Genomic DNA, 24,278 nt, shown 5'->3' with positions numbered 1-24,278 from the left:
ATGTGACAAATTTTTCGTCGGTAGCCGCTTATCTACTTAAGAAGTTTTGGCTGCTACTCGCCGTATTGCTTGTACTTTTCGCGCTTGTTTTAAGCGCTGCACGCTATGCTCTGCCGCATATTGAGCACAACAAACACCTGTTGGAAAATTATATTAATGAGCAGTATGGCGTAAACCTATCCATCCAAAGTGTGCATGCTGTTTGGCAGCGCAATGGTCCAAGTATTGTGCTCAATTCGGTGTCGTTGGTTAAAAACGATGCTTCCCCTGTTGCATTGGATATCAGGCAAATCTACGTCGAGCTAGATTTTTGGGAATCGCTACGCCACCAACTTATCTCATCTACCCGTTTTGAGCTGCGTGGTCTTAAGCTTGATATTGACGCCGATCGTCTTTCTGGAGGCGATAAGAATAACTTCCCTGTAGTAAATGCACTAGAGCGTCTGTTTTTAGAGCAGCTTCAAAGCTTCTCGTTAGAAGACGGGGTGGTATCTGTCACTCATCTTAATGAAACCAATTCATTTGATATTGAAAGTTTATCGTGGAACAACCATGAAGAGCGACACCAAGGTTTAGGTCAGCTTAAGGTTGCAGATTTAGCGGCTAACTCGGCGTCGTTTATCATTGATATCACGGGCACGCGGGAAGACTTTGACGGCGTGTTTTACGCCAAAGCAGAAGAGCTCGATATTTCTCCGTGGGTTAGCGATCTCATCAAAACCAAGCGTCCACTAGCGCAAAGCCGCGCAAACTTTGAAGTATGGACTAACTTTTCTCAAAGTGAAGTCACTAGCGTACAAGCCGAGCTTAGTGAAAGCCTTTTAGAGTGGGGCAGTGGCCGCGCGAAAACGGTAACAGGTATCAGAGGAGGTAGTCTTCAGGCGTTGCCTAACGATGAGAACAGACAGGGAGGCTGGAATGTCCGAGTGGATCAATTGGTGCTTAATTCAAGCAACGAGACCCTTACAACAGACCTAATTGGCAGTATAAGTGCAAATGGTGATGCGCTGATAAACACCGTAAAGCCAGTGCAAATTAACCCCTTTCTGCTGCTGTTACCGCTTTTCATGGATGATACCAGTGAAGAAGAAATACGCGGGCTTAATCCAAAAGGCGAGTTGGCCACGTTGCAGGTTCAATGGCACAACGGCCAGCCTTCTTTAGCGGCTAAAGTGCTAGATTTGCAGTGGGACAAAACAGATAAGGTACCAGGTCTTTCGTCGCTAGATGCAGACTTTTTCTGGTATAAAAATAATGGCGCTATCTACTTAGAGAGTGCGGATAGCTTACTAAGTACCAACGGCGTAATTAAGAAAGACGTCAATATAAACCTGTTTAAATCTCAGTTTTATATTTACCCAGAGCAGATAGATAGCGAAGACAAGCAGTGGGTAGTAAAAGGCAGCGATATGCTGCTTGATAGTGATGCCGTTACTCTTCACCCGCAGTTTAAACTGAATATGTCGACAGGGTTTATGTCGCTTTATGTGGATGTAAGCCCATTGGCGCTAAATGAGGTGAGCAGTTTATTTCCCCCTTCTTTAATGGGGGCTAATACCGACAAATACCTTACTCGTGCGTTTACAGGAGAAGGTGAAGTCGCAAACGCGCGCGTGCTGTGGCACGGTCGCACGAGTGACTTCCCGTTTGACGACAACACAGGTATTTTTCAGGCGTATGTCGATATTGAGCAGGGGGATTTTCTTTTTGCGCCAGACTGGCCGGCACTTAACAACTTAGACCTATCTTTGTATTTTGTGAATAATGCATTAGTGATGGAGAGCCCTAGTGCGACGCTTGCTGGGATGAAAATCAGTGATATGTCGGCTGCCATTCCAAGCTTTAGTCCAGATGCCCGCCTGATTATTTATGCCAATGGTACTGGCACTGGTAATGCGCTAACCGCGTTAATGATGGACTCGTCCCTCAAAAAATCTTTAGGCAAAGTACTTAACGAAGACGTGCAAATTGGCGGGCCTCTATCTGCCGACATAAAGCTTGATATCCCGTTTAAAGGCAAAGATGTGGTGGCATCGGGAACGGCGCACTTGTCGGATAACCCCGTTTTTGTTGCGACCACAAATATGCTATTTGATAAGGCATCGGGAGAGGTGTCATTTGTTAATGGCGATATAGACGCAAGTGGGCTTCAGGCGCAGTTTCTTAAACAGCCGGTGAACTTGTCGCTATCCGGTAGACAGAGCGACACGTACGACCTAAATGTAGAGTTAGGTGGACGATGGCATGTACATCCGCTCGCTAACTATGTGAATACAGACCTCACCGAATACATCGACGGCGAAAGTGATTGGAACACTACAGTTCAACTGTCGCTTTCAAACAGTGGGTTTAACTATACTGCCAATTTAACTGCAGATTTAACGGCGACACAAAGTGTATTGCCTGCTCCCTTCGATACGCCAGCGGGCAGCAGTCTACCGCTGCTTATTACCAGTAAAGGCGATAGCAAAGTATCAAATGTGGAGGCGTCACTTGGTGATAACATTCGTTTTGATGGCGTACTACCGCACAAAGAAATGCAGTTTTCACGTGCGCACTTGGCACTTGGCGAAAGCGATATAGCCAACATTGGTACAGGTTTTAGTATCAGCGCGAATCTAGCTCAAGCTGATGTGCAAGAATGGTTTACTACTATTAATATGTTACTTTCCGGTAAAGGGAAAGACACCAGCACCGCCGTTGCAAAAGCAAATGCCCACTCGAGTATCCAATCAAACGAAAGCAAAAAAGCGAATTTGTTTGGTACTCCCTCGCGGATATTCGCCAAAGCCGACAAGCTAAATTTTGCTGGCCACAGTATTAAAGATGCGCAGCTCAGTGCAACAGAACGCAATAAAGATTGGATCCTAGACTTAGCGTCGCCTCAGGCAAGAGCCACTATTCGTATTAATAGTGATTTAGACGAGCAGGGCATTGAGATAAATGCCGACTATTTATCACTAGAGAAACCTGTTGAAGCCGGGGGGACGACAAAAGCCGACTCAGAGAGCGGCGTTGAGTTAGCTACCAATAGTGCTATGCCAAATGAGGAAGGCGAGTCGCCCTACAATATTGACCCAAATACGCTACCGCCCATTTATTTTTATTGTCAGTCCTGTGGCGTGCATGGCATCGATTTAGGTGAAATTACCTTAGACATCGCGAAGGAAGAGAATGGTTTAGCCATTCGTCAGCTTCTAGTGAAATCTGATGAAACTAACGTTACCGCAACGGGATATTGGAAGCACATGGGAGGCGAGATTCAAAGCGCGTTAAACGGAACATTAACGTCTCCCGACGTTGGGCAGATGCTAAAAGAGTACGGTGTTGAATCAGGTATAAAAGATTCTAGCGCAAACGTCGCGTTTGATATCACTTGGCCAAATGCGCCGATGGATTTCGGGTTTGAACAGCTAAACGGTAATGTTCAGTGGTCGCTGTCAGATGGGTATCTAACTGAGTTAAGTGACAAAGGTTCACGTATCTTCACCCTGTTCAGCTTGAACTCGTTAGTGCGGAAGCTCAGCCTCGACTTTCGAGACGTTTTTGCTAAGGGTTTTTTCTACGACGATATGGGCGGTACGTTAAGTATTGTTGATGGCAAAGCGTATACCGACGATACTGAAATTGACGGCGGCGCTGGTGAAATAGAGATCACGGGCTTCACCGATCTCAATACCGGTGGATTAAATTACAACGTATCGTTCGCACCGAACGTAACCGGGAACTTACCGTTTTTAGTGTATTTCTTGGCTACGCCGCCCACTGCACTCGCTGCTCTTGCCATAGACCAGGTGCTAACCTCTGCGAAAGTTATTTCGAATGTGAACTATCGCGTTACAGGCACCATAAAAGCTCCTAAGTTCGACGAAGTTGAGCGCAACAGCAAAGACATCAGCTTACCTGCGCAAAATGCGCCTGTACCGGCCAACCCGCAAGACAGGCCATTAACGGAAGATGACGTACGCAGGCTTAAAATGGAGGTGATCGATGGTTAATTTAGTTGCATTACAAATGACATCTGCGCCAAGCGTGGAAGAAAATCTCGACACCGTTGCAAACGAAATGGCATCGGCAAAGATTGAGAAAAACAGTTTAGTTGTGCTCCCAGAGTGTTTTGCTTATTTCGGCGGTAAAGACAAAGGCCAACTTGCTGTGGCAGAAACAAAGGGCGAAGGTGAGATTCAGCGACGTTTGTCAGCGCTTGCTGCACAATATCAGTGCTATCTGGTTTCGGGTACGTTTCCAGTGAAAACCAATAGCCCAGAGAAGTTTTCCGCAGCCTGCATGCTGTTTGGCCCCAATGGTGATGTGTTGGCAGACTACCGAAAAATTCACATGTTCGATGTATCAGTTAACGACAACACGGGCAGTTATCGTGAATCGGCGACAACCGAAGCGGGCAGCAAGGTGGTTACTGTTGAAACGCCAATAGGCAACATTGGTCTTGCGGTGTGCTATGATGTACGCTTTCCAGGGTTATTTACTGCAATGGGCGATATCGATATTTTGGTGTTGCCAGCGGCCTTTACCCAGCGCACCGGAGAAGCGCATTGGCATGCGTTGTTGCAAGCCAGAGCCATTGAAAAGCAGTGCTTTGTGGTAGCTGCAAATCAAAGTGGTGTGCATGCAAATGGCCGTGAAACATACGGTCACAGTCTTGTACTGTCGCCTTGGGGGGAGACCCTTGCCGAACGCAAAACCGACGTAGGGTTAGTTTCGGCAAAAGTAGATATTGCAGAAAGAGAAACCATTAAACAGAATATGCCGGTTGCCGAACATAACCGATTCAGGAGTCACTTTGTCTAAATCTGTTGAGCGTCATTTATTATCTGACTCAGGGCTAGATATCTCTAAGCTAGAGCGTGCTTTAGCGACTATTCATCGTCACGATACCGACTATGCCGATTTGTATTTTCAGTCAAGCCAGCACGAAAGCTGGGTGTTGGAAGACGGCATTATTAAAGAAGGCAGCTATAACATAGAGCGCGGCGTAGGCGTGCGTGCAATTAGCGGCGAGAAAACAGGGTTCGCTTATTCAGATGAAATAAGCGAAGAAGCGTTGACCAAAGCGTGTAAAGCGGCTCGTGGCATTGCGCCAAGCGGCGGATCACAACAAGTTGCTTCGCTTGGGCAAAAACCAGTGCAAGCGCGATACAGCGAAAATAACCCTATTCTTGCGATGCAAGACGCTGAGAAAATTTCGCTTTTAAAAGCAGTAGATGCCTATATCCGCAAACAAGAGCCGTCTGCCAATCAGGTAGTGGTGAGCTTAAGCGGTGTGTATGAAGAAATTTTAGTTGCTGGCAGTGACGGTACTTTAGCCACTGATATTCGCCCGCTGGTGCGCTTGAACTGCTCGGTATTGCTAGAACAAGGCGATAGACGTGAACGTGGTTCAGCGGGGGCTGGTGGTCGCTATGCCTACTCGTTCTTTAAGCAAGACGAAAACGGAAAACCGTATTACGAAACCTTGGCAGAAGATGCCCTTCACATGGCACGCGTAAACATGCAGGCAGTGGCGTCACCGGCAGGCGCTATGCCTGTAGTATTAGGTAACGGTTGGCCTGGTGTATTACTTCACGAAGCGGTTGGGCACGGTCTTGAAGGCGACTTTAACCGTAAGGGTGCATCAACATTTAGTGGCCGTATTGGTCAGCGCGTTGCTGCAAAAGGCGTGACGGTTGTTGACGATGGCACATTAAACGACCGTCGTGGCTCGTTGTCGGTAGACGATGAAGGCACACCAACAGCGCACAACGTGCTTATTGAAGATGGTATCTTGAAAGGTTATATGCAGGATAAACATAACGCCAAGCTTATGGGCGTTGCGCCTACCGGTAACGGTCGTCGTGAATCCTATGCACACTTGCCTATGCCCCGCATGACGAATACTTATATGTTGGAAGGCCAACACGATCCGCAAGAAATTATCGCGTCTATCGACAAAGGTATTTACGCGCCGAACTTTGCTGGCGGACAAGTAGACATTACGTCAGGAAAATTTGTATTTTCTAGCGCGGAAGCTTACTTAATTGAAAACGGTAAAATTACTGCGCCAGTAAAAGGGGCTACCTTAATTGGTAACGGTCCAGAGGTTATGCAAAAAATCTCAATGATTGGAAATGACACTGCCCTAGATAAAGGCGTTGGTGTATGTGGTAAAGACGGTCAAAGCGTACCGGTGGGTGTAGGTCAGCCTACGCTTAAAATTGACGAGTTGACGGTGGGTGGTACGGCTTAATTCAGCTCAAACCTGTATACTGGAAAATTAAAAAAAGGTTGGGCCTAGGCTCCAACCTTTTTTGTGTGCGAACTGGGATAAGTCGTGGCTAACTTTCAAATCCTTTTTCATTCAACCACTCGATAGCATCTTCCTCGTTGGTAAAAATACCTAGCTCAAGGCCTGCATTGTCGTAAATTCTCTGAAATTGGGCTCTTACAATGGGCTGCACCGTGGTATCGCCAATAACTAGCGCGCCAAGCGCCATTCCGTGCTTCGCACGCCACTCTATTGAACGCTGCAGTTCTGTCTCACCTGCTTTAGTGAGAAGGGCAGAACCATGCAAAAAACCTAAAAATGCCCAGTGCTTCCCACCAAAACTGTTAATCACATCCATCATATCCCGCGCATAGCGTTCAATGGCTGAACCATCGGCAATACCTTCAGCCGACACGCCAACAATGCTACCAAGCACAGCAATTTGATACTGACCGTACTTGCTTTTCAGTGTTGCGTTAGGGTTAGAAAATATTTTCACACTATCACCCCTTTGGCTGGTGAACGAAACTGTGATGTTGAGATTACTTTAATTGCAGACCGTTAATCCTCATGAATAACGTCTTTCAAATACTGAAACAGCTCTCTGAATGCTTTAGGCGGCGCATTTTTTTCACGCTCTTTTTTAACTTGGCGATGAAATTGGCGCAGCTTTTGGCGGTCCAGTTCAGGATGCGCTTCAATCAGCTTTTGAATAGCGGGGTCGCCCTGTTCAATCACGGCTTCACGGGCTTTTTCTAGTGCATGAAAGGCCGCATTGCTCGCCTGATGCTGATGTGTAATTTTAGCCAACGCCTCTTCAATAGGGGCGGTATCTCTATGACGTAAAGCTTTGCCGATAAACTGAAGTTGACGGCGGTAACCGTCTTTTTTCTTATTCACTTTGCGGGCAATAGCTACGGCGTCAGCAAGCTCTTCATCCATTGGAATCGTCGCTATGTGAGCATCGGTCAGGTTAACCAACGTTTCACCTAGCTTGTGAAGTTCTTTAGCTTGACGCTTCAGCTCAGTTTTACTGATTAATTCTTCCTCTTCGAACTCATCTGCTTGCGCATCTTCGAAGTAAGGATCTTCAGGAGAATTGTATTTCTGATCACTCATTTCAAACTCATTAGTGTTACACTTTAGCTAAATTGTAACTATCACAGTCGAATTAAGACAGCGAAACTTACTATGCAAATTGAGCAGCAGTTAGCCGACATTCAAAATGTCGTAGATGATGTACTGAAATTAGCCCTTTCTAAAGGCGCAACACAAGCCGAAGCCAGCATGTCTAAAGTGCAGGGCATCGCCGTTTCTTCACGTATGCAAGAAGTTGAAAACGTTGAATTTACCAATGACGGCGGCTTAGGTATAAGCGTATACGTAGGCAAGCGAAAGGGCAGTGCGTCTACCGCTGATCTGAGCAAGGCGGCGCTAACACTCGCGGTAGAAAAAGCCGTAGATATTGCTCGCTATACCAGTGAAGATCCTTGTACAGGTTTGGCCGATGCCGACCTTATCGCCACAGAATTTCCTGATTTAGACCTGTATCACCCTGAAGAGTTAGATACTGAAAAGGCCATTAAAACAGCTATTGAAGCCGAAACGGCAGCAATGAATTACGACTCGCGCATTACAAATTCAGATGGCGCGTCGTATAACGCAAATCTAGGTATGCGCGTTTACGGCAACACCCATGGAATTAACGCCGGTTATCCTAGCAGCCGTTATTCACTAAGCTGTATGGTTATTGGCGCACAAGATAACGACATGCAGCGCGATTACGCTTACACAGTAAGCCGTAAAGCCTCTTTGCTGCAATCAGCAAGTGCAGTGGGCATCGAAGCCGCGAAAGCTACTGTAGACCGTTTGGGCGCTCGTAAAATTAACACGGCAAACGTGCCTGTGCTTTTACACCGTGACATCGCATCTAGCTTGTTTGGCCATTATGTTGGAGCTATTAGCGGTGGTAGCCTTTACCGTCGTTCTAGTTTCTTGTTAGATAGCTTGGGTAAACAAGTTTTCCCAGAGTGGCTTAATATTGAAGAGCGTCCGTTTATTAAAGGCGGTCTGGCAAGCTCAAGCTTCGATAACGAAGGTGTGGCATGTTCAGACATGACCATTGTCGATGCGGGTAAATTGGCTACATATCTTTATACCACTTACTCGTCGCGTAAGCTAAACACCCGCTCGAATGGCCACGCCGGTGGTATTCATAACTGGCTAGTAGGTGATACGGGTCACAGCGACGCCGACCTGCTTAAAGAAATGGGCACAGGTTTGTTCGTAACCGAACTGATGGGGCAGGGCGTTAACGGTGTAACGGGCGATTACTCGCGCGGCGCAGCGGGATACTGGGTTGAAAATGGCATCATCCAATACCCAGTTCACGAGGTAACTATTGCTGGCAATCTGAAAGATATGTTTAAAGGCATTGTGGCAATTGGCGCTGAAAAAGATGTGCGCGGTAGTGTACAGACCGGTTCGGTGCTTATTGACCAAATGAAGATAGCAGGCAGCTAGTTTACGCTTTCTCGAAACGCTGAAGGAGACAGCCCGGTGGACTTCTTAAAGCGCTTCGAGAACGTAAATACATTTGCGTAGCCTACATAACTGGCGATATAAGATACGGGCCACTGCGTGCTTAGTAACAAGCTTTTGGCTCGTGTCATACGCAAATGGATAACGTGCTGTTTGGGGCTTCTCCCAAATACTTGTAAGCACAGCCTGTGAAGGTGAGGGGCAGAGTAATGCGCTTTCTCACTTAAGCTTTCCATATCCCAATCAAACTGAAGCTGTTTTTCAACCGCAGAAAAGAGGCTGTGTAGTCTGCTTACTTGGCGTCGTTCTTTCTCATCGTGAGTATGTACGTCACTCAAAGGGGCATCAATAATACGGTACAGGTAGCGAGACACAACTTGCATCGCCGAATTTCGATTCTCGACGTCACGCTCTAAATACAAAAGTTCCATTGCATGATGCAGTCCTTCCAGCATGGCATTATCCACTATCACAGCACCTAGCTTATTAAATGGTGTCCAGCGTTCGGAGTCTGCCAGGTTGACCCAAATTATATCCCATTGCTCACTGACTATTGTGACTTCGAAACTTTGTCCAGCGGGTAAAATAATTAGCTGTCCTTCATCTAATTGCATCTCGCCTGATGGGACACGAAATTTTCCTTGTCCATGAATGCTGTAAAATAAGGTGTGGTTAGGAGGCGAAACGCGACCTACCGTATAGTCACCTGATAAGTTAGAACATCCTGCTAGTTCAATCTCCAGGTCGCTGATTTCAGGCGCATTACTACTATCAATAAAGCGTTCAAAGCACTTAGGGCCTATGTCTACAATGTCTCTAAAGCTAAGTTTCATAAATCTGAAATGATAGTTTTGGATAAATATATGAAAGATTAGAGCATAAAGGATTTAATGAAAGTTAGCTATATTGCGCTTAACGAAAAAGTAAAGGATATGACATGCTTAATGTTGCGCAAGTAGTGGCTCAAAACGATTGGCAAAACCCGGTTGTATTTCAGAGGAATCGTATCAATGCCCACAGCCCACATCACGGATATAAAACGCTAAAAGACGCATTGCAAAATACCAATGCGCAAAAGCGTAGTTTAAACGGTCAGTGGGATTTCCGTTTATTTGAGGCACCAGCAAACGTACCTGAAAGCCTACTTTCTAAAACATTAAGTGATGATGAGTCTGCTAATTGGCAGCCTATTGCGGTACCTTCTAACTGGCAGCTGCAAGGTCACGACAAACCGATTTACTGTAATGTTAAATATCCCTTCGCGGTGAACCCTCCAGTGGTACCCAGCGAGAATCCAACGGGTTGCTACCGAACAACGTTCAACGTTACTAAGGATGAGTTAAAACAGCGCAATCATATCGTCTTTGAAGGGGTAAATAGCGCGTTTCACTTGTGGTGCAACGGCGAGTACGTAGGCTATTCCCAAGACAGTCGACTACCGGCTGAATTTGATTTGTCCGGCTACTTGGTTGAAGGTGAAAATCGGCTAGCGGTAATGGTTATCCGATGGTCAGACGGCAGCTACTTAGAAGATCAGGACATGTGGTGGCTTAGCGGTATCTTCCGCGACGTAAATCTAGTCACCAAACCTCAGCATCACATTCAGGATGTGTTTGTTACGCCAAGCCTTGACGCATGCTATCGCGACGCAACAGTAACCGTACGTACCGCCATCAATGCGCCTTCTACTTACAAAGTGGGTATCCAGCTTTTTGATGGCGATAACGCTGTTACCGAGCAAGTCATTACCGGCACTAACAATAAGCGTATTGATGAAAAGGGCGGTTGGGATGATGTAGTTTTTCAAACGCTTCATGTGAATGAACCTAAACACTGGACTGCTGAAACACCGAATCTGTACCGCATCGTAGTCTCGCTTATTGATGAGAATGGCAATGCCGTTGATGTTGAGGCCTATAACGTTGGCTTTAGAAACATTGAAATGAAAAACGGCCAGTTACTGATAAATGGTAAAGCTGTGCTAATTCGTGGGGTTAACCGTCACGAACACCATCAAACGAAAGGGCATGCAATCAATGAAGATGACATGCTTGAAGACATTAAGTTGTTAAAGCAAAACAACTTCAATGCTGTGCGTACCGCTCATTATCCAAATCACCCTCGTTGGTATGAGCTTTGTGATGAATACGGGCTTTATGTGGTAGATGAAGCCAACATCGAAACCCACGGTATGTTCCCAATGGGAAGGCTTTCTCGCGACCCGCTATGGGCCGGCGCCTACATGGCGCGCTTCACGCAAATGGTCGAGCGCGACAAAAATCACCCCAGCATCATTATTTGGTCGTTGGGGAATGAGTCTGGTCACGGCCCTACCCACGATGCAATGTATGGCTGGGCAAAGTCATTTGACCCATCGCGCCCTGTACAGTACGAAGGCGGCGGCGCTGATACTTCGGCTACCGACATTATTGCGCCAATGTACGCACGGGTTGATACCGACATTAAAGACGATGCAGTGCCTAAGTGGGCCATTAAAAAATGGTTGTCGATGCCGGGGGAAAACCGCCCCGTTATTCTATGCGAATATGCGCATGCTATGGGTAATAGCTTGGGTAGCTTTGATGAATACTGGAAAGCGTTTAAGGCTTATCCTCGCCTTCAAGGTGGCTTTATTTGGGACTGGGTTGATCAAGGGTTAGTAAAGCACACTAATAGCGGCGAAGCATACTGGGCTTACGGCGGAGACTTCGGCGATACTGAAAACGACAGACAATTCTGTATAAACGGTCTGTTATTTCCAGACAGAACGCCACATCCACACTTATTAGAAGCTAAATATTGTCAGCAGCACTTAAGCTTTTCGTTGGTTGAGAAAGACAACAAGTTTGAGCTTACAGTAAGCAGCGGTTACTTATTTAGACGCACAGACAACGAGTTATTACGTTGGCAAGTGTTAGAAAATGGACAACTGATTGCTGAGGCGAAGGGCGAATGCGAAATCGACATAGCGCCACAACAAGCACAAACGCTCAGTCTTAGCCCAGATATTACGTTTAAAGCAGGCGCTGACTACCACTTAAATATTGATGTGGTACTAGCGAATGACTGCTCGTGGGCTAAAGCAGGGCATGTTATGGACACCGCCCAGTTAGCGCTAGTCAACAAGCGTGGAATAGTATCGTTTTCTCTTAATGATAACGAAACAACAAGCGGCACTAGTGAGCTATCAATTGAAGCTCAGGATGGGATGTTGCTGGTACATGCGCAAAATAACGTATTTAGCTTTAATAGTGAGAGAGGGCTATTAACCTCGTGGCTTCAAGGCGCGGAGGAAACACTTGCCGCGCCGCTAGAAGATAACTTCTTCAGAGCGCCGCTAGATAACGACATTGGGGTAAGCGAAGTTGATAATCCAGACCCAAATGCGTGGGAGTCTCGCTGGCGTCGTGCTGGTATTGGCAAGTGGACACGCACTTGCACGGGCGTAAACGTAGAGCAGGGCGCGCAAGACGTGCGTATAACATCGTTATTTGATTATCACCATTCAGAAAAGCTGGTAGCTGCAACAAAGTGGGTTTACACCATAAATGCACAGGCTAAGCTATCGGTAGACGTTGAAGTGCTCTTGGATGACGGTTTACCACCTATGCCGCGAATTGGTATACAAACGGCAGTGCCTGTAGCCGATAAGCCAACGTCGATTACCTGGCAAGGACTAGGGCCATTTGAGAACTATCCTGACAGAAAAGCGGCAGCGCGTTATGGTCGCTACACCTTACCTATAGAAGAGATGCAAACGTGCTACATATTCCCAACGGACAACGGCTTGCGCTGTGGCTGTACGCAACTTGAAGTTAGCGGCCTGAAAGCAAGAGGACAGTTCTATTTTAACGTGAGCGAATATGGGCAAGCACAGCTAGACGAGGCAAAACACACCTGTGATTTAACACCTCAAGATTGTGTGTTTGTGTACATAGATCATGCCCACATGGGCGTAGGCGGCGATGATTCATGGAGCCCAAGTACACATAAAGCATTCTTGTTGGAAGAGAAGCAATACCGCTACTCAGTTTGCTTTAGCGCTGCTGACAGCTAATCCTCAGTGTGAAGCCGAGCATTTAGCACTCGATATCTCAAATGACAATTCGCGGCATAGCATAGCTATGCCGTCATTGGGATAAAGTGTTTACATATAAAAAAGCCGCTACACAGTAGCGGCTTTTCATTAATTCAAAACTCGTTCAGGCAACGTCTTAGCCGTCAACCTGACCGCAGAAACGGTAACCTTCACCGTGAATGGTTACAATCAATTCTTCATCTGAAGGATCTGATTCGAAGTGCTTACGAATACGACGAATCGTTACGTCAACCGTACGGTCATTCGGACGAAGTTCACGCCCTGTCATTTCCATAATTAGCTGCTCACGGGTAAGAATTTTACCTGGGTTGCTTAGGAAAAGGTGAAGTGCACGGAATTCACTACGTGGTAGACGGAACTCTTTACCGTTTGGAGAAATCAATGAACGGCTATCACCGTCAAGCGTCCAACCGTTGAAGCTTACACGGCTTGGTAAATCGTCGTCTTCTGAAGAGTTTGTAGTACGAGACAGTAAGTTGCGCGCGCGAATAGTCAATTCACGAGGGTTGAATGGCTTAGTCAGATAATCGTCTGCGCCAATTTCAAGACCTAGAATACGGTCAACGTCGTTATCACGACCCGTTAGGAAGATAAGCCCGACGTTTTTACGGTCACGTACTTCACGTGCCAAAATAAGGCCATTTTTACCCGGTAGGTTAATGTCCATGATAACCAAATTGATAGCGTGATTCTCGAAGAAATCATGCATTTGATCACCGTTCTCGGCCTCAAACACATTATACCCTTCCGCTTCAAATAAACTCTTAAGCGTGGTACGGGTTACCACCTCATCTTCAACAATTAACACATTTGGCGTCTGCATGGTGTTCTACACTCTTTCTAAAATACGATTTAAGCAACTAACTGGTTAAATTTTAATATTCATGTACTTGATTGCAAGCAACTTGTGAATATTCTTACTGTTAAGGTATTGGGGTTAGCCAATAAAAATCAAGAAAAGTTCATACTTTATACAACTATTCTGACGTTTTCGCATTAACAACGGGGAAGATAATTACAAATTCTACGCCGTTGCCTTCCTCACTGGTAATCGATATTGAACCATTAAGGGCTTGCGTTACTAAGTTGTATACCAAGTGCATTCCCAATCCGGAACCACCTTGCCCACGCTTCGTAGTGACAAAGGGGTCAAATATCCGTTTGCGAATTTCTGGGGAAATGCCTTTTCCGTTATCGGTATAAACAAGCTTGAGCTTATTGCTACTCACCATTTCGGCACGAATATCAATAGTGCCTTCATCCATGGTTTCAAACCCATGAATAACCGAATTCATGATTAAATTAATCAAGATTTGATTTATTGGGCCAGCCTTCGTTTCAACGCTAAGGGTAGGGTCGCAATCTACGTTGATGTTGTGTTTTAATTTTTTGAGTCGAGGCTGCAATGACAATAGTATCTCATTAACTAGCTGTACAACGCAAAAACTTCGGCTAGATTCTGAGGTTTGATCTACAGCAACCTGCTTAAAACTGCTAATAAGTTCGGCAGCTCTGTTCAAATTGCGGTAAATAATGTTGAGGTTTTCGTTACTTTCATCCAAAAAGCGTTTCATTGCACTGGCTTTCAGCGTCTTATTTTCAAAGTCTTTTTGAATAACCGCTAACCTGTCTAACATCATTGTCGACGCAGTAACGCCTAAACCTATCGGAGTATTTACCTCGTGCGCAACGCCCGCAACCATATCACCAAGCGAGGCCATTTTTTCATTCTGTACAATTTGACGCTGGAACTGATGTAGCTTTTCTAACGTTTGAATAAGTTCCTGGTTTGCATCCTTAAGGGCGGTGGTTCGGTGACTTACCATATCTTCTAGGCTGGCATTGAGCTTTCTATGTTGCTCCTCCGCCTGTCGTTGCTTTTGCATGTACTCTTGCATGCGAAACAGCATCACATTCACGGCGTCAGCCAAGATATCGAGTTCTCTAATGGTGGAGCCGCTGGCACGGGCTGAATAATCACGTTGTCGTGAAGTACGCTGCAAGAAGTTGGCAATGTCCTCAACGGGGCCAGTTACAATACGCTGCATACGCACTGCAAAGTAAAAGCTAATAGCCAATAGCGCCAAGGCTACTGCCAAATTAAGCCAAATCGACTTTCCAACAAGCTGGTTAAAATTCTCTGAGGAAATTCGTAAATAAATCCAGCCCAACTGAATGTTCGTCTCAGTGTCGAAGACTTTTGCACTTAATTCAAGGTATTGACCATTGTCGGCCAATTGAGGTGTCATAAACATGGACGCCAGTTGATTTTCCTTGCCTCCTAACAATAACTGGCCTTCCTTGTTATAAGAGGCGAAAATCTGGGGCTCTAGGTTACCGCTTTGCGCTTTGTAAACATGGGCATTTAAAACATGGTCGGCGGCAGCAAGGTTACTTAGGGCAAGTTCAATGCGCTCTGGCGTTTCGTCATAAAGATACATAGCTGAACTGCTTGCGACCAACTTGGCCAACATGAGTGCGTTAGACTCAAGTTCATGACGGTAGGTTTTAATTTGCGTGTAGACGGCAAGACTGGATAACACTGCAAGCGAAAACGTAGTAATTGACATTACCACCCAAATGAAAAGGCTTTTAATCGTAAGCTTGACTACTTTATCCGTCATATCCGTTTTGCGTATTGTCCATTCGCGTCTTCCATATATTCATAGTGGCGCAAAAATGCGCAAAAAGGAAGACGCCCATAAACAATAATTAATGTACGCAAAGCCCTTTAGTTGAGGGTTGAAACGTATAGTTGCTGGTAATTCTTCGCCGCTGCTTCCCATGTGAATCGCGTTCGCATTCCACGTTGCTGCATCGCCCTGAATTTTCCGGCATCTTCGTAGAACGCCAGCAGAGCTCGACGAATGCAAGATAGCAGTGCATATGGCGTAGGATCATCAAACACAAAACCCGTACCTTCGCTATCGTTGCTGTAATCGATAACCGTGTCTTTGAGTCCGCCTACCGAACGTACGATGGGGATGGTTCCATAAGCTAAGCTGTACATCTGGTTCAATCCGCACGGCTCAAATTGAGAAGGCATTAGGAAGAAATCAGCGCCGGCTTCTACCAAATGGGCATGTTCGGAACTAAACCCATTTATAAACGCGAATTGGTCAGGGTGTTGTTGAGCGAATTCGCCAAGGTCCATACACACTTTAGGGTCGCCCGTGCCCACAATTACCATTTGAACATTGTGCTTAATTAAATCGTCCAAAATGGGCAGTATGTAGCCAAAGCCTTTTTGTTCAGTCAGCCGGCACACCATTCCAATAAGCGGTACGTTGCCATTCTCAGGTAATCCCGACTTCTCCTGTAATGCTCGTTTACATGCGGTCTTTGGATGAAGATTCTCTACACTGTAATTCTCAGGTAGGAATGTATCTGTCTCGGGGTTCCACTGCGTGTAGTCACATCCGTTAAGAATACCGCTTAAGTCGGCTTGACGATTTACAAGCCGCTCGTGCAGGCCATGACTACCTAGGTCAGTAAGTAACTCGCTCGCATAGTTAGGGCTTACGGTTGTCACTTTCGTGGCAAACTCAATTCCGCTTTGCAGCATATTGATGTAACCGCCGTGCACTTGCGCCAGAATGTTTGGATGATGGCGAAGAAAGGGAATGCTCTCAAGCTTATGCACGCCTTGAAAAGCCGCGTTATGAATAGTGAATATGGTTTTAGTACCGTCAAAATACCCAGATTTGTCGTGGGTAAGTAAAAACGGCAGCATGGCCGCATGCCAGTCGTGACAGTGAATAATGTCAGGCTTTTTATCAATAGCTTTTAGCGTTTGAAGTACGGCGCCACTGAAAAAGCTAAAGCGCTCACCATTGTCTTCATAGGCCTCAAATGCGTTGGCGTATAGCCCTTCACGCATAAAGTATTCGGGCGAGTCTACAAAGTAAATAGGAATACCGTGCCATTGCATGTAGCGAATATCAAAATGGTACACCTGACCTTCAGTAAACAGGGTTTGTTGCTCGGTTACAGTTGGTAGGTTCAACTGTTCAGCCAGTACTTGGTAATAAGGCATAACAATGGTGATGCTTTCGCCCAAGGTATCTAGCGCGAGTGGGAGTGCTTTTCCAACGTCTGCAAGGCCGCCGGTTTTTACCAATTCTTCAACTTCTGAAATAGCAAATACAATATTCACAGGTGATCCCCCAGAGCGTAACGTGCAGTGCACTTGTAATGCTTAAATATAGTGTACGGAAAAAGCGCCGTATGCCATTGCGTGGAGTATGCAATGGCATGAGCAACAGGTAGAAAAGCTAAATTAGCACAAGCTAATGGTTTTTTTAATTACAAAGCCGCTTGATAAACAGAAAATTGCGACGTTTGTGCTGTGGTATAGACCGTTTGGAAGTGCTCAGCGAGTAAACCTGGGTAGGGTAAGAATCGGTTTGCCACCATCTGCATAGTGCCGCCACGACTTAAGCTTGCTTTAGCGTCAGAGATAAAGCGCTTAGTGATGGTGTAGTCAGTTTTAATGCCAGTATGAAATGGCGGGTTGGTGACAATATGCTGTACTTTTTGGGTAAAACCGTGCAATCCATCCGCAGCATATAGTGTTGCTGATAATCCGTTGTCTGCTAGGGTGAGTGCACTACAGTAAACTGCAAGTGCGCTAACATCAGTAAGATGAAGCTTCAAATGCGGATACTTAAGCATTATATAACTGGCAATCACGCCAGCGCCGCATGCGAAATCCAGAATTTCACCACTCAATGATGTTGAGAGTTTTTCTAGTAAAAGCTCAGTTCCCGCATCCAGTTCTTTGTAGCTGAATACGCCAGGCATAGAGGCCACTTGCCAAGCTGTGCCCTCAACGTGATACGTATTCATATCGAGCCATGCATCCGGTTCAAAGGCAAGATGTGGCTCTTCAACTAAAACGGTAATAAGACTGCAGTGGCGAGCAGAATCAACCTTTTGGGTTGGTCCGTATTGGTCCATCAACTTAGCAGCACTCTTTATACCGCCCTTATTTTCACCCACCACGTGAATACGACCATTTTGGCCCACCATGCTGGCTGCCATTCGCAATAGCATCTGAAAATGGGTTTTTGCTTTGGGTAAGAAAATCATCACGTCAGTGTGAGATTTCTCTAGTGCAACGAAAGGCGTAAATATATGAGTATGATTTCCGACTTTTTGCGTCACCTCAAAACCTGTGCGCGTAATATCTCGGCTATCAAACGATACCGAGGGTACGACTCTTACGCACTCTGAAAAAATATCGAAATATTGGTGAATTACCGTGACTTCTTGCGATTTAAGACCGTCCAGAAAATATGCATCAGAAGGGTTGATAAATGCCCACTGACCTTCGTCGAAAAGCGCGATATTACGTTCTAACAGTTGGCTTTGAGGAGATAAAATCATTACTTAGTACGCTCGAAAATTAGATCCCAAACGCCATGACCTAATTTTTGGCCACGGGTTTCAAACTTGGTAATTGGGCGGTAGTCTGGACGAGGTACATAGTCGCCGTCAGTTGCAGTATTGGTGTAACCGTCGGCATTGATCATAACGTCTAACATGTGCTCAGCATATTGCTCCCAATCCGTCGCCATATGAAAACAACCGCCAATAGCTAATTTGGTGCGAACCAGCTCAACAAATTCAGGCTGAACAATACGGCGTTTGTGGTGACGCTTCTTGTGCCACGGGTCTGGGAAAAATAGCTGTAGGCGAGACAACGAACCGTCTGGGATCATATTTTTAAGCACTTCTACCGCATCATGGTCCATTACACGCAAGTTCTCGACGCCTTGTTCACTCGCTTCAGCTAAGCATGCGCCAACGCCTGGACGGTGAACTTCAATGCCGATAAAGTCTTTCTCAGGTGCATTTGCGGCCATTTCAACCAATGACTTGCCCATACCAAAGCCAATTTCTACAACAACAGGCGCACTTCGGCCAAAAATTTCTGACAGCGATAACGGTGCTTCAGCGTAGTCAATGCCCTTGGTTGGCCAGTAATCTTCTAGCGCTTTTTCTTGTGCTTTAGTAAGTCTACCTTCGCGTTTCACGAAGCTTTTTACCTTGCTTACGTATACTCCAGCGGCTTCTGCTTCCGCCTGACTTTTGAATTGCCTCATTTGCAATGCCTTTCTTACCCAATTTTATGGTGGCGCATTATCCACTTACCCACGGCTTATGCAACGCTATAGTGGCAAAAATGCTGTAATTTTATACGCCAGTTTGTTTTGCAATAATAGACGCTACGGCGTCAGTTTTCTCAAGTACTACCATATGCCCGGCGTCACTAATGGTGTGGAACGTCGCTTTGGGTAGTACATTTTTTAGCTGCTTAATTGTTTCTGCTGGTGCTATGGCGTCTTGCTGGGCAGTAATAAACGTTACTGGCGCATTGATCTTTGCGAGCGCTTTAACGGTACTTTCTCGTGGTGTGGTTGCTAGCGTGTGGTTGAGTAACGTTGTTTTACCTAAATCCTGCGCCATCGATTTTACAACGCCAGCCACGTTTTCATCCGCTAAGCGGGAAGGGTGTATAAATCGCGAGAGATAAGCGTCGTTGTCAGGCTTAAAGTTACCTTGCTTAAGCATAGTAGTAAGCTGCTTTCGCTTTGCAATTTCTTCTTTTGATAACCCTTCTGGGTTGTAACCGATTAAGGTTATCGAAGCAATATTGGCAGGATTGCGCTGTGCTACTAATGCAGCTATAAACCCGCCCATCGAATAACCCACAAGGTGCACTTTTTCGTTATCAAGAATACGATCTTCACTTAATGCCAGCATTTCTTCTAGCGATGCTGCCCATTGAAGCGGTACATAACGACGTTGTGCAATATTTAGTTCGCGCCAAAGCGGTAGAAATACGCGCTCGTCACAGAGCGTACCGGGAAAAAATAAAACAGGGTGCTGCACAGACACGTGTGCTCCTTAACAATAAACTGGCTAGTTACATGCTACCATAGCGCGCTTTTTAATGAATGGTCGCTAAGTAGAAAACGACCAAGCGGTAGTAACTGCCCATACAGACGATTATGACAGAACAACAATATACAGGTAGCTTTGCAGAGCGAGCACTCGCATGGTTTGATAAACACGGGCGAAAGCATTTGCCTTGGCAACAAGACGTTACGCCTTATAAGGTGTGGGTGTCGGAAATAATGCTGCAGCAAACTCAAGTCACCACGGTAATTCCCTACTTTAAACGCTTTATGGCGTCTTTTCCCACCGTGCACGACTTGGCTAAGGCTTCTCAAGACGACGTGCTTCATCATTGGACTGGGCTTGGCTACTACGCAAGAGCAAGAAATCTTCACAAAGCTGCGAATACGCTGGTAGAAAAATACAACGGCGAGTTTCCCTATAGTCTAGAAGAAGTCATGGATTTGCCCGGCATAGGGCGCTCTACCGCTGGGGCGATACTTTCGCTATCTCGCAATATGCGCTTTCCTATATTAGATGGCAACGTGAAGCGTGTGTTGGCCCGATACTATGCAATCGGCGGGTGGCCGGGACAGAAAAAGGTAGAGAATCAGCTTTGGGAAGTGGCCGAGAAAAACACGCCCACCAATTCAGAAGGCGGACGTTGTGCCAACTATACACAGGTGATGATGGACTTGGGCGCGATGATCTGTACGCGAAGCAAGCCAAAGTGTGATGAGTGCCCGCTTCAAGCCGACTGTATTGCCTACGCCCAAGGCGCGCAAGCCGACTACCCGGGTAAGAAGCCGAAAAAGGCGCTACCGGAAAAATCCACCTATATGATGGTGGCACAGTTTAACAGCCAAGTGTATTTAGAGCAGCGTCCCACAACAGGGCTGTGGGGTGGCCTATATGGTTTTATTGAGGTGTCTTCAATAGAAGAGGGGATTGAGCAGTTGGCCAAGCGAGGTATCAATGTCGACGAAACCCGAACGCTTGAAGGGTTCCGTCATACCTTTAGCCATTTTCATTTAGATATCACCCCGGTAGTGGCCGTGGTAAACTCTGCTCCAACAAAGCGCGTAGCCGAAACGGCATTTCGTTGGTTTTCGTTGAACGAGCCTATTGAAGTTGGTTTAGCGGCACCTACAACCAAGATTATTCAGCAGTTAGTGCGTTAGGCCTTCTAAGCCCAACGTAACTTTTATTGCTTAGCAGATAGCGAACGAAAGGAAATAATATGGCAAGAACGGTATTTTGTCGCAAGCTTCAAAAAGAAGCTGACGGCTTAGATTTCCAGCTTTATCCGGGTGAACTGGGTAAGCGTATTTTCGACAACATTTCTAAAGAAGCATGGGCTGAATGGCAAAAGAAACAGACCATGCTGATTAACGAACACAAGTTGAATATGATGGAGCCGAATGCCCGTAAGTTTTTAGAAGAAAAAATGTCGGCCTACTTGTTTGACGACGTAGAGCCTACGATTGAAGGCTATGTTCCGCCTGAAAAATAAGCAAAAAAGCGTTTTTTGAGCAAACAATGCGCAAACAGTAATAAAAGCGCAAAAAAAGCGAGAAAAACGGTTGACTTGTGAAGGCGAAAACCGTTTAATACGCACCCACAGCAGGACAGGCAGCAAACGCCTAGAACGCTAACAAGTTTCAGCCTCGATAGCTCAGTTGGTAGAGCAGCGGATTGAAAATCCGCGTGTCCCTGGTTCGATCCCGGGTCGAGGCACCATCATTCAAGCCCTTGCAGAAATGCGAGGGCTTTTTTGATCCCGGTGGTTGAAAACACAGGCACACGCTAACGTGCCCCTGCGGCTGCGCCGCGCGTTGCAATCCCGGAGCGAGGCACCATTATTCAGAAAGCCCTGCATGAAAATGCGGGGCTTTTTGTTTTAGCAGTCTAACTTTATTTTACTGTGAGTAAGTTTGAAGTTTCGGTAATTGAATATGTGTATAAAATCTTCAGAGAATTTATACAAAGTAGATTTAGGGTCTTTGATATTGTTATTAGGATAATATCCTTTCCCAAAGAATTTGCTTAATATAATTTTGACAGTCTTATGTAGGCGGCCGAGAATGGAAAGGATGATCTGCGTGGACTATTCCAATGTTGTCAAAGTTCGTTTCAATAGATATCGAAAGAGGTAACTTGTTAGCTAAGTTAAAATATTTATTCTTAAGCTCATTGTCTAAGTATTGCCACCATTTACCTTCATTCTGATACCAAAGCTCAGATTGGTATAGCTTGCTCAAATTGATTTCTAATATTAGTTTTTCATGATTCCCTAATACAGAAAAGAATCATTTCTCATCTAATAAATTCAAACACCTCTCAGAATTTAGGTTTCTGTCAATAAGGTCGCCGACATCAAAAACTCTATCTGTCAGAGCGCGAGTTCCTCAAGCATTTATTTGTCAGCCTCCTCAATTTTTTGTGTAAGTCCGGGTACCTCCTGTTATAACGTTAATGGAACTGGACAAAGAGAAAGCATTGTGGCAACTACTTAGAGCGTTCAAGTTCTATCGCAGTATCTGAATTACGGATTTAGTGGCGCGGCTAAAAATTTGCATTGTTGTAGGCTATTTCTCTCATCATGACTATTTCTAAAATTCTGCCGATGAATGGGCTATTCTGATTACAAATTAGTCTCGACTGTTTACCAATTCGAAAAAATCCATTATTCTCCGTATAGGTTATGTTCAATGCTTAAAAAATGTCTAAATCCCTATCAAAATTAATACTAGTATTTACAGTGCTATCTGCCCTCGTTGGGCAAGCTATGGCTATAGATACTATGAGTTTTGAAATGGCTATTGACAACAAACACTACAATAGCAATTCTGAATCGAATTGCTCTATGAACATGAGCCATGGTATGAGAGTAGATTCTAGCAGTTCCGAGAACGCTAGTATTAAAGATTGTTGCAACACGTCGGAATGCACATGCCCACCAGGTGGTTGTACTCATGCTCCCGTCCTTATAGCTTTCATGATGATTGTTCAACGCCCAGTGGTGCCGGACGCTTCATTTGGCTTATTCTTCCAACAACCAGTTACAGTAACTTCCTCACTTTTTCGCCCCCCGATATTTGCCTAACACAGGGTTAGTGCGTCCAAATTTCACGCACAATTTGTTTCAGTTCCTGTTTATTATCTAGGTGCTAATGTACCTATATGTGCCAGCTTTGTCTGGAGGCAAAAATGTTAAAAAAAATCACCTATCAAGCTGCGGTATTACTGCTAATTCTACCTGGCGTTGCCATGGCAAATATCCACCATGGCGCAAACGATGTCTTCGAATTATTAGTTTATAAATCACCATCGTGTGGATGCTGTAAAAAGTGGATAACCCATCTAGAAAGCCAAGGGTTTCACCTACGTACAAAGGACTTTCATAACTTGAGCAACATCAAGAACGAATACGGAATTTCGCCAAGTCTTCGCTCTTGCCATACCGCTGTTACAGAAAGTGGCTTTGTATTTGAAGGCCATGTCCCTTCTAAGTTTATAAAACGATTTTTGTTAGAAGAACATCCAAAGGCTATCGGGTTATCTGTTCCGGCTATGCCAGTAGGTTCACCCGGAATGGAAGTAGCAGAGCAATTTATGCCTTATACCGTTTTCATTATATATCAAGATGGGAGCTACGAACCTTACGCGAAAGTAGATAGCTACGACAGTCAATTCGATTGAAGTCAAAGTTAAACAAATAAATGCGCACTTTTGACAATCAAAGTAATTTTAATTTTTAAAAACCGAATATTAACCAAAGATAGAGGTAATCATGAAAGCACTTGTTAAATCATTTGCAATATTTAGTGTACTGCTAAGCAGCATGGCATTCGCTACTCTCAGAAGGTGCAAACATATATGAAGATAGTTTATTTTGGAAGTGACTTATTCTCGAATTGTTTGTCACTTCTAATCAAAATTAGATTGAACATTGAGCTCGTTTTCATAAACGATGTTCAGGAAAATGCGAGCTTTATCAAACGAATTTGTCGTACACACAATATTGTTTATTCCACCGAACGCCCAAGTGTCGTGACTCTTAAAGAATATTTAAATGACGAGCAGACAGTCTTTGTTGTAGCAGATTACGGATACAAACTACCCATAAACGAAATAAAATATGCGATTAATATCCACCCATCTTTACTACCCAAAAGTAGAGGCCCAACCCCACTAACCTACATTATCGACAACCCTGAGAACGCGGGTGTTAGCATTCATAAACTTACTGAGAAACTTGATGCAGGTAGCATCCTAATCCAAGAGAAATTTGAGGTCGAAGACAATGAAACGATATCATCATTGATGGTCAAGTCTCAGTTACTCGCAGAAACTCTGTTAGAAGAATTACTCAATAACTTTAATGAGCTTTATAATAACGCCACACCTCAATTGGAAAAGCTAGCGTCATTCCAAAGTCTACCTCCAGTAAAAAGAAGGTTTGTAAATTGG

The 24,278-nt window shown here is 45.2% G+C and carries 18 protein-coding genes and 1 tRNA gene; 10 read left to right on the top strand and 9 right to left on the bottom strand.

Going from position 1 to position 24,278, the window contains the following annotated elements; genetic code table 11:
• Nucleotides 1-2 precede the first annotated feature (2 nt).
• The 3 genes from MHN09_RS09325 to tldD are packed head-to-tail and all read left to right on the top strand — an operon-like array spanning nt 3 to nt 6,244.
• Nucleotides 3-3,998 (top strand): YhdP family protein, encoded by a 3,996-nt coding sequence (locus MHN09_RS09325; protein WP_239240335.1) that lies wholly within the window; start codon nt 3-5, stop codon nt 3,996-3,998.
• Nucleotides 3,991-4,809 (top strand): carbon-nitrogen hydrolase family protein, encoded by an 819-nt coding sequence (locus tag MHN09_RS09320; protein ID WP_049588411.1) that lies wholly within the window; start codon nt 3,991-3,993, stop codon nt 4,807-4,809. Before MHN09_RS09325 ends, MHN09_RS09320 begins: the two co-directional genes overlap by 8 nt.
• Nucleotides 4,802-6,244, top strand: coding sequence for a metalloprotease TldD (tldD, locus tag MHN09_RS09315; RefSeq protein WP_039217280.1), 1,443 nt, complete (start codon nt 4,802-4,804; stop codon nt 6,242-6,244). Before MHN09_RS09320 ends, tldD begins: the two co-directional genes overlap by 8 nt.
• Before the next feature lie 88 nt (nt 6,245-6,332).
• Here the strand turns inward: tldD and MHN09_RS09310 are convergent, their stop codons facing one another.
• Together MHN09_RS09310 and yjgA are read right to left on the bottom strand one after the other, a co-directional pair.
• Nucleotides 6,333-6,761: a hypothetical protein gene (locus MHN09_RS09310; protein WP_039225852.1), complete on the bottom strand. Its 429-nt coding sequence runs from the start codon at nt 6,759-6,761 to the stop codon at nt 6,333-6,335.
• A 62-nt stretch (nt 6,762-6,823) separates the two neighbouring features.
• On the bottom strand, nt 6,824-7,381 hold the full coding sequence (gene yjgA, locus MHN09_RS09305) for a ribosome biogenesis factor YjgA (protein ID WP_014975398.1): 558 nt from the start codon (nt 7,379-7,381) through the stop codon (nt 6,824-6,826).
• Nucleotides 7,382-7,453: 72 nt separating this feature from the next.
• On the opposite strand from yjgA, the gene pmbA reads away from it, so the two are divergent.
• On the top strand, nt 7,454-8,785 hold the full coding sequence (gene pmbA, locus MHN09_RS09300; protein WP_049588406.1) for a metalloprotease PmbA: 1,332 nt from the start codon (nt 7,454-7,456) through the stop codon (nt 8,783-8,785).
• Here pmbA and MHN09_RS09295 read toward each other — a convergent pair.
• Nucleotides 8,782-9,636, bottom strand: coding sequence for an AraC family transcriptional regulator (locus tag MHN09_RS09295; RefSeq protein WP_239240332.1), 855 nt, complete (start codon nt 9,634-9,636; stop codon nt 8,782-8,784). The two genes, pmbA and MHN09_RS09295, sit on opposite strands and share 4 nt — an antisense overlap.
• Before the next feature lie 104 nt (nt 9,637-9,740).
• Here MHN09_RS09295 and MHN09_RS09290 point away from each other — a divergent pair, with 104 nt between their 5' ends.
• On the top strand, nt 9,741-12,860 hold the full coding sequence (locus MHN09_RS09290) for a beta-galactosidase (RefSeq protein WP_239240329.1): 3,120 nt from the start codon (nt 9,741-9,743) through the stop codon (nt 12,858-12,860).
• A 157-nt stretch (nt 12,861-13,017) separates the two neighbouring features.
• Here the strand turns inward: MHN09_RS09290 and arcA are convergent, their stop codons facing one another.
• The 6 genes from arcA to MHN09_RS09260 form a co-directional block, all read right to left on the bottom strand.
• Nucleotides 13,018-13,725, bottom strand: coding sequence for a two-component system response regulator ArcA (gene arcA / locus MHN09_RS09285; RefSeq protein WP_061093994.1), 708 nt, complete (start codon nt 13,723-13,725; stop codon nt 13,018-13,020).
• A 154-nt stretch (nt 13,726-13,879) separates the two neighbouring features.
• Nucleotides 13,880-15,526 (bottom strand): HAMP domain-containing sensor histidine kinase, encoded by a 1,647-nt coding sequence (locus tag MHN09_RS09280; RefSeq protein WP_039236941.1) that lies wholly within the window; start codon nt 15,524-15,526, stop codon nt 13,880-13,882.
• 107 nt (nt 15,527-15,633) lie between these two features.
• Nucleotides 15,634-17,058 (bottom strand): glycogen synthase GlgA, encoded by a 1,425-nt coding sequence (gene glgA, locus MHN09_RS09275; RefSeq protein WP_156077761.1) that lies wholly within the window; start codon nt 17,056-17,058, stop codon nt 15,634-15,636.
• A 149-nt stretch (nt 17,059-17,207) separates the two neighbouring features.
• On the bottom strand, nt 17,208-18,290 hold the full coding sequence (locus MHN09_RS09270) for a methyltransferase (protein ID WP_014947925.1): 1,083 nt from the start codon (nt 18,288-18,290) through the stop codon (nt 17,208-17,210).
• Nucleotides 18,290-19,009, bottom strand: coding sequence for a tRNA (guanosine(46)-N7)-methyltransferase TrmB (gene trmB, locus MHN09_RS09265; RefSeq protein WP_014947926.1), 720 nt, complete (start codon nt 19,007-19,009; stop codon nt 18,290-18,292). The genes MHN09_RS09270 and trmB overlap by 1 nt, the downstream gene beginning before the upstream one ends.
• A 91-nt stretch (nt 19,010-19,100) precedes the next feature.
• A complete protein-coding gene (locus MHN09_RS09260; protein WP_239240326.1) occupies nt 19,101-19,805 on the bottom strand; it encodes an alpha/beta hydrolase in 705 nt (234 codons plus the stop codon).
• Nucleotides 19,806-19,918: 113 nt separating this feature from the next.
• On the opposite strand from MHN09_RS09260, the gene mutY reads away from it, so the two are divergent.
• The 5 genes from mutY to MHN09_RS09235 form a co-directional block, all read left to right on the top strand.
• The gene (mutY, locus tag MHN09_RS09255) at nt 19,919-20,986 is read left to right on the top strand and encodes an A/G-specific adenine glycosylase (protein ID WP_239240323.1); all 1,068 of its coding nucleotides are present in this window, start codon (nt 19,919-19,921) and stop codon (nt 20,984-20,986) included.
• Between the two features lie 59 nt (nt 20,987-21,045).
• Entirely contained in the window at nt 21,046-21,318 is a 273-nt protein-coding gene (locus MHN09_RS09250) for an oxidative damage protection protein (RefSeq protein WP_014947929.1), read from the top strand.
• A 151-nt stretch (nt 21,319-21,469) separates the two neighbouring features.
• Nucleotides 21,470-21,545 (top strand) — tRNA-Phe (locus MHN09_RS09245).
• Between the two features lie 1,470 nt (nt 21,546-23,015).
• Nucleotides 23,016-23,507: a DUF411 domain-containing protein gene (locus MHN09_RS09240; protein ID WP_012516827.1), complete on the top strand. Its 492-nt coding sequence runs from the start codon at nt 23,016-23,018 to the stop codon at nt 23,505-23,507.
• A gap of 177 nt (nt 23,508-23,684) precedes the next feature.
• Nucleotides 23,685-24,278: formyltransferase family protein (locus tag MHN09_RS09235; protein WP_239240320.1), on the top strand; the 594-nt coding region annotated here is incomplete at its 3' end.

It is taken from the genome of Alteromonas sp. MmMcT2-5 (genome assembly GCF_022348315.1).
In the GTDB taxonomy this organism is placed as follows: Bacteria; Pseudomonadota; Gammaproteobacteria; order Enterobacterales; family Alteromonadaceae; genus Alteromonas; species Alteromonas macleodii.
This window is presented reverse-complemented; position numbering and strand designations above follow the sequence as displayed.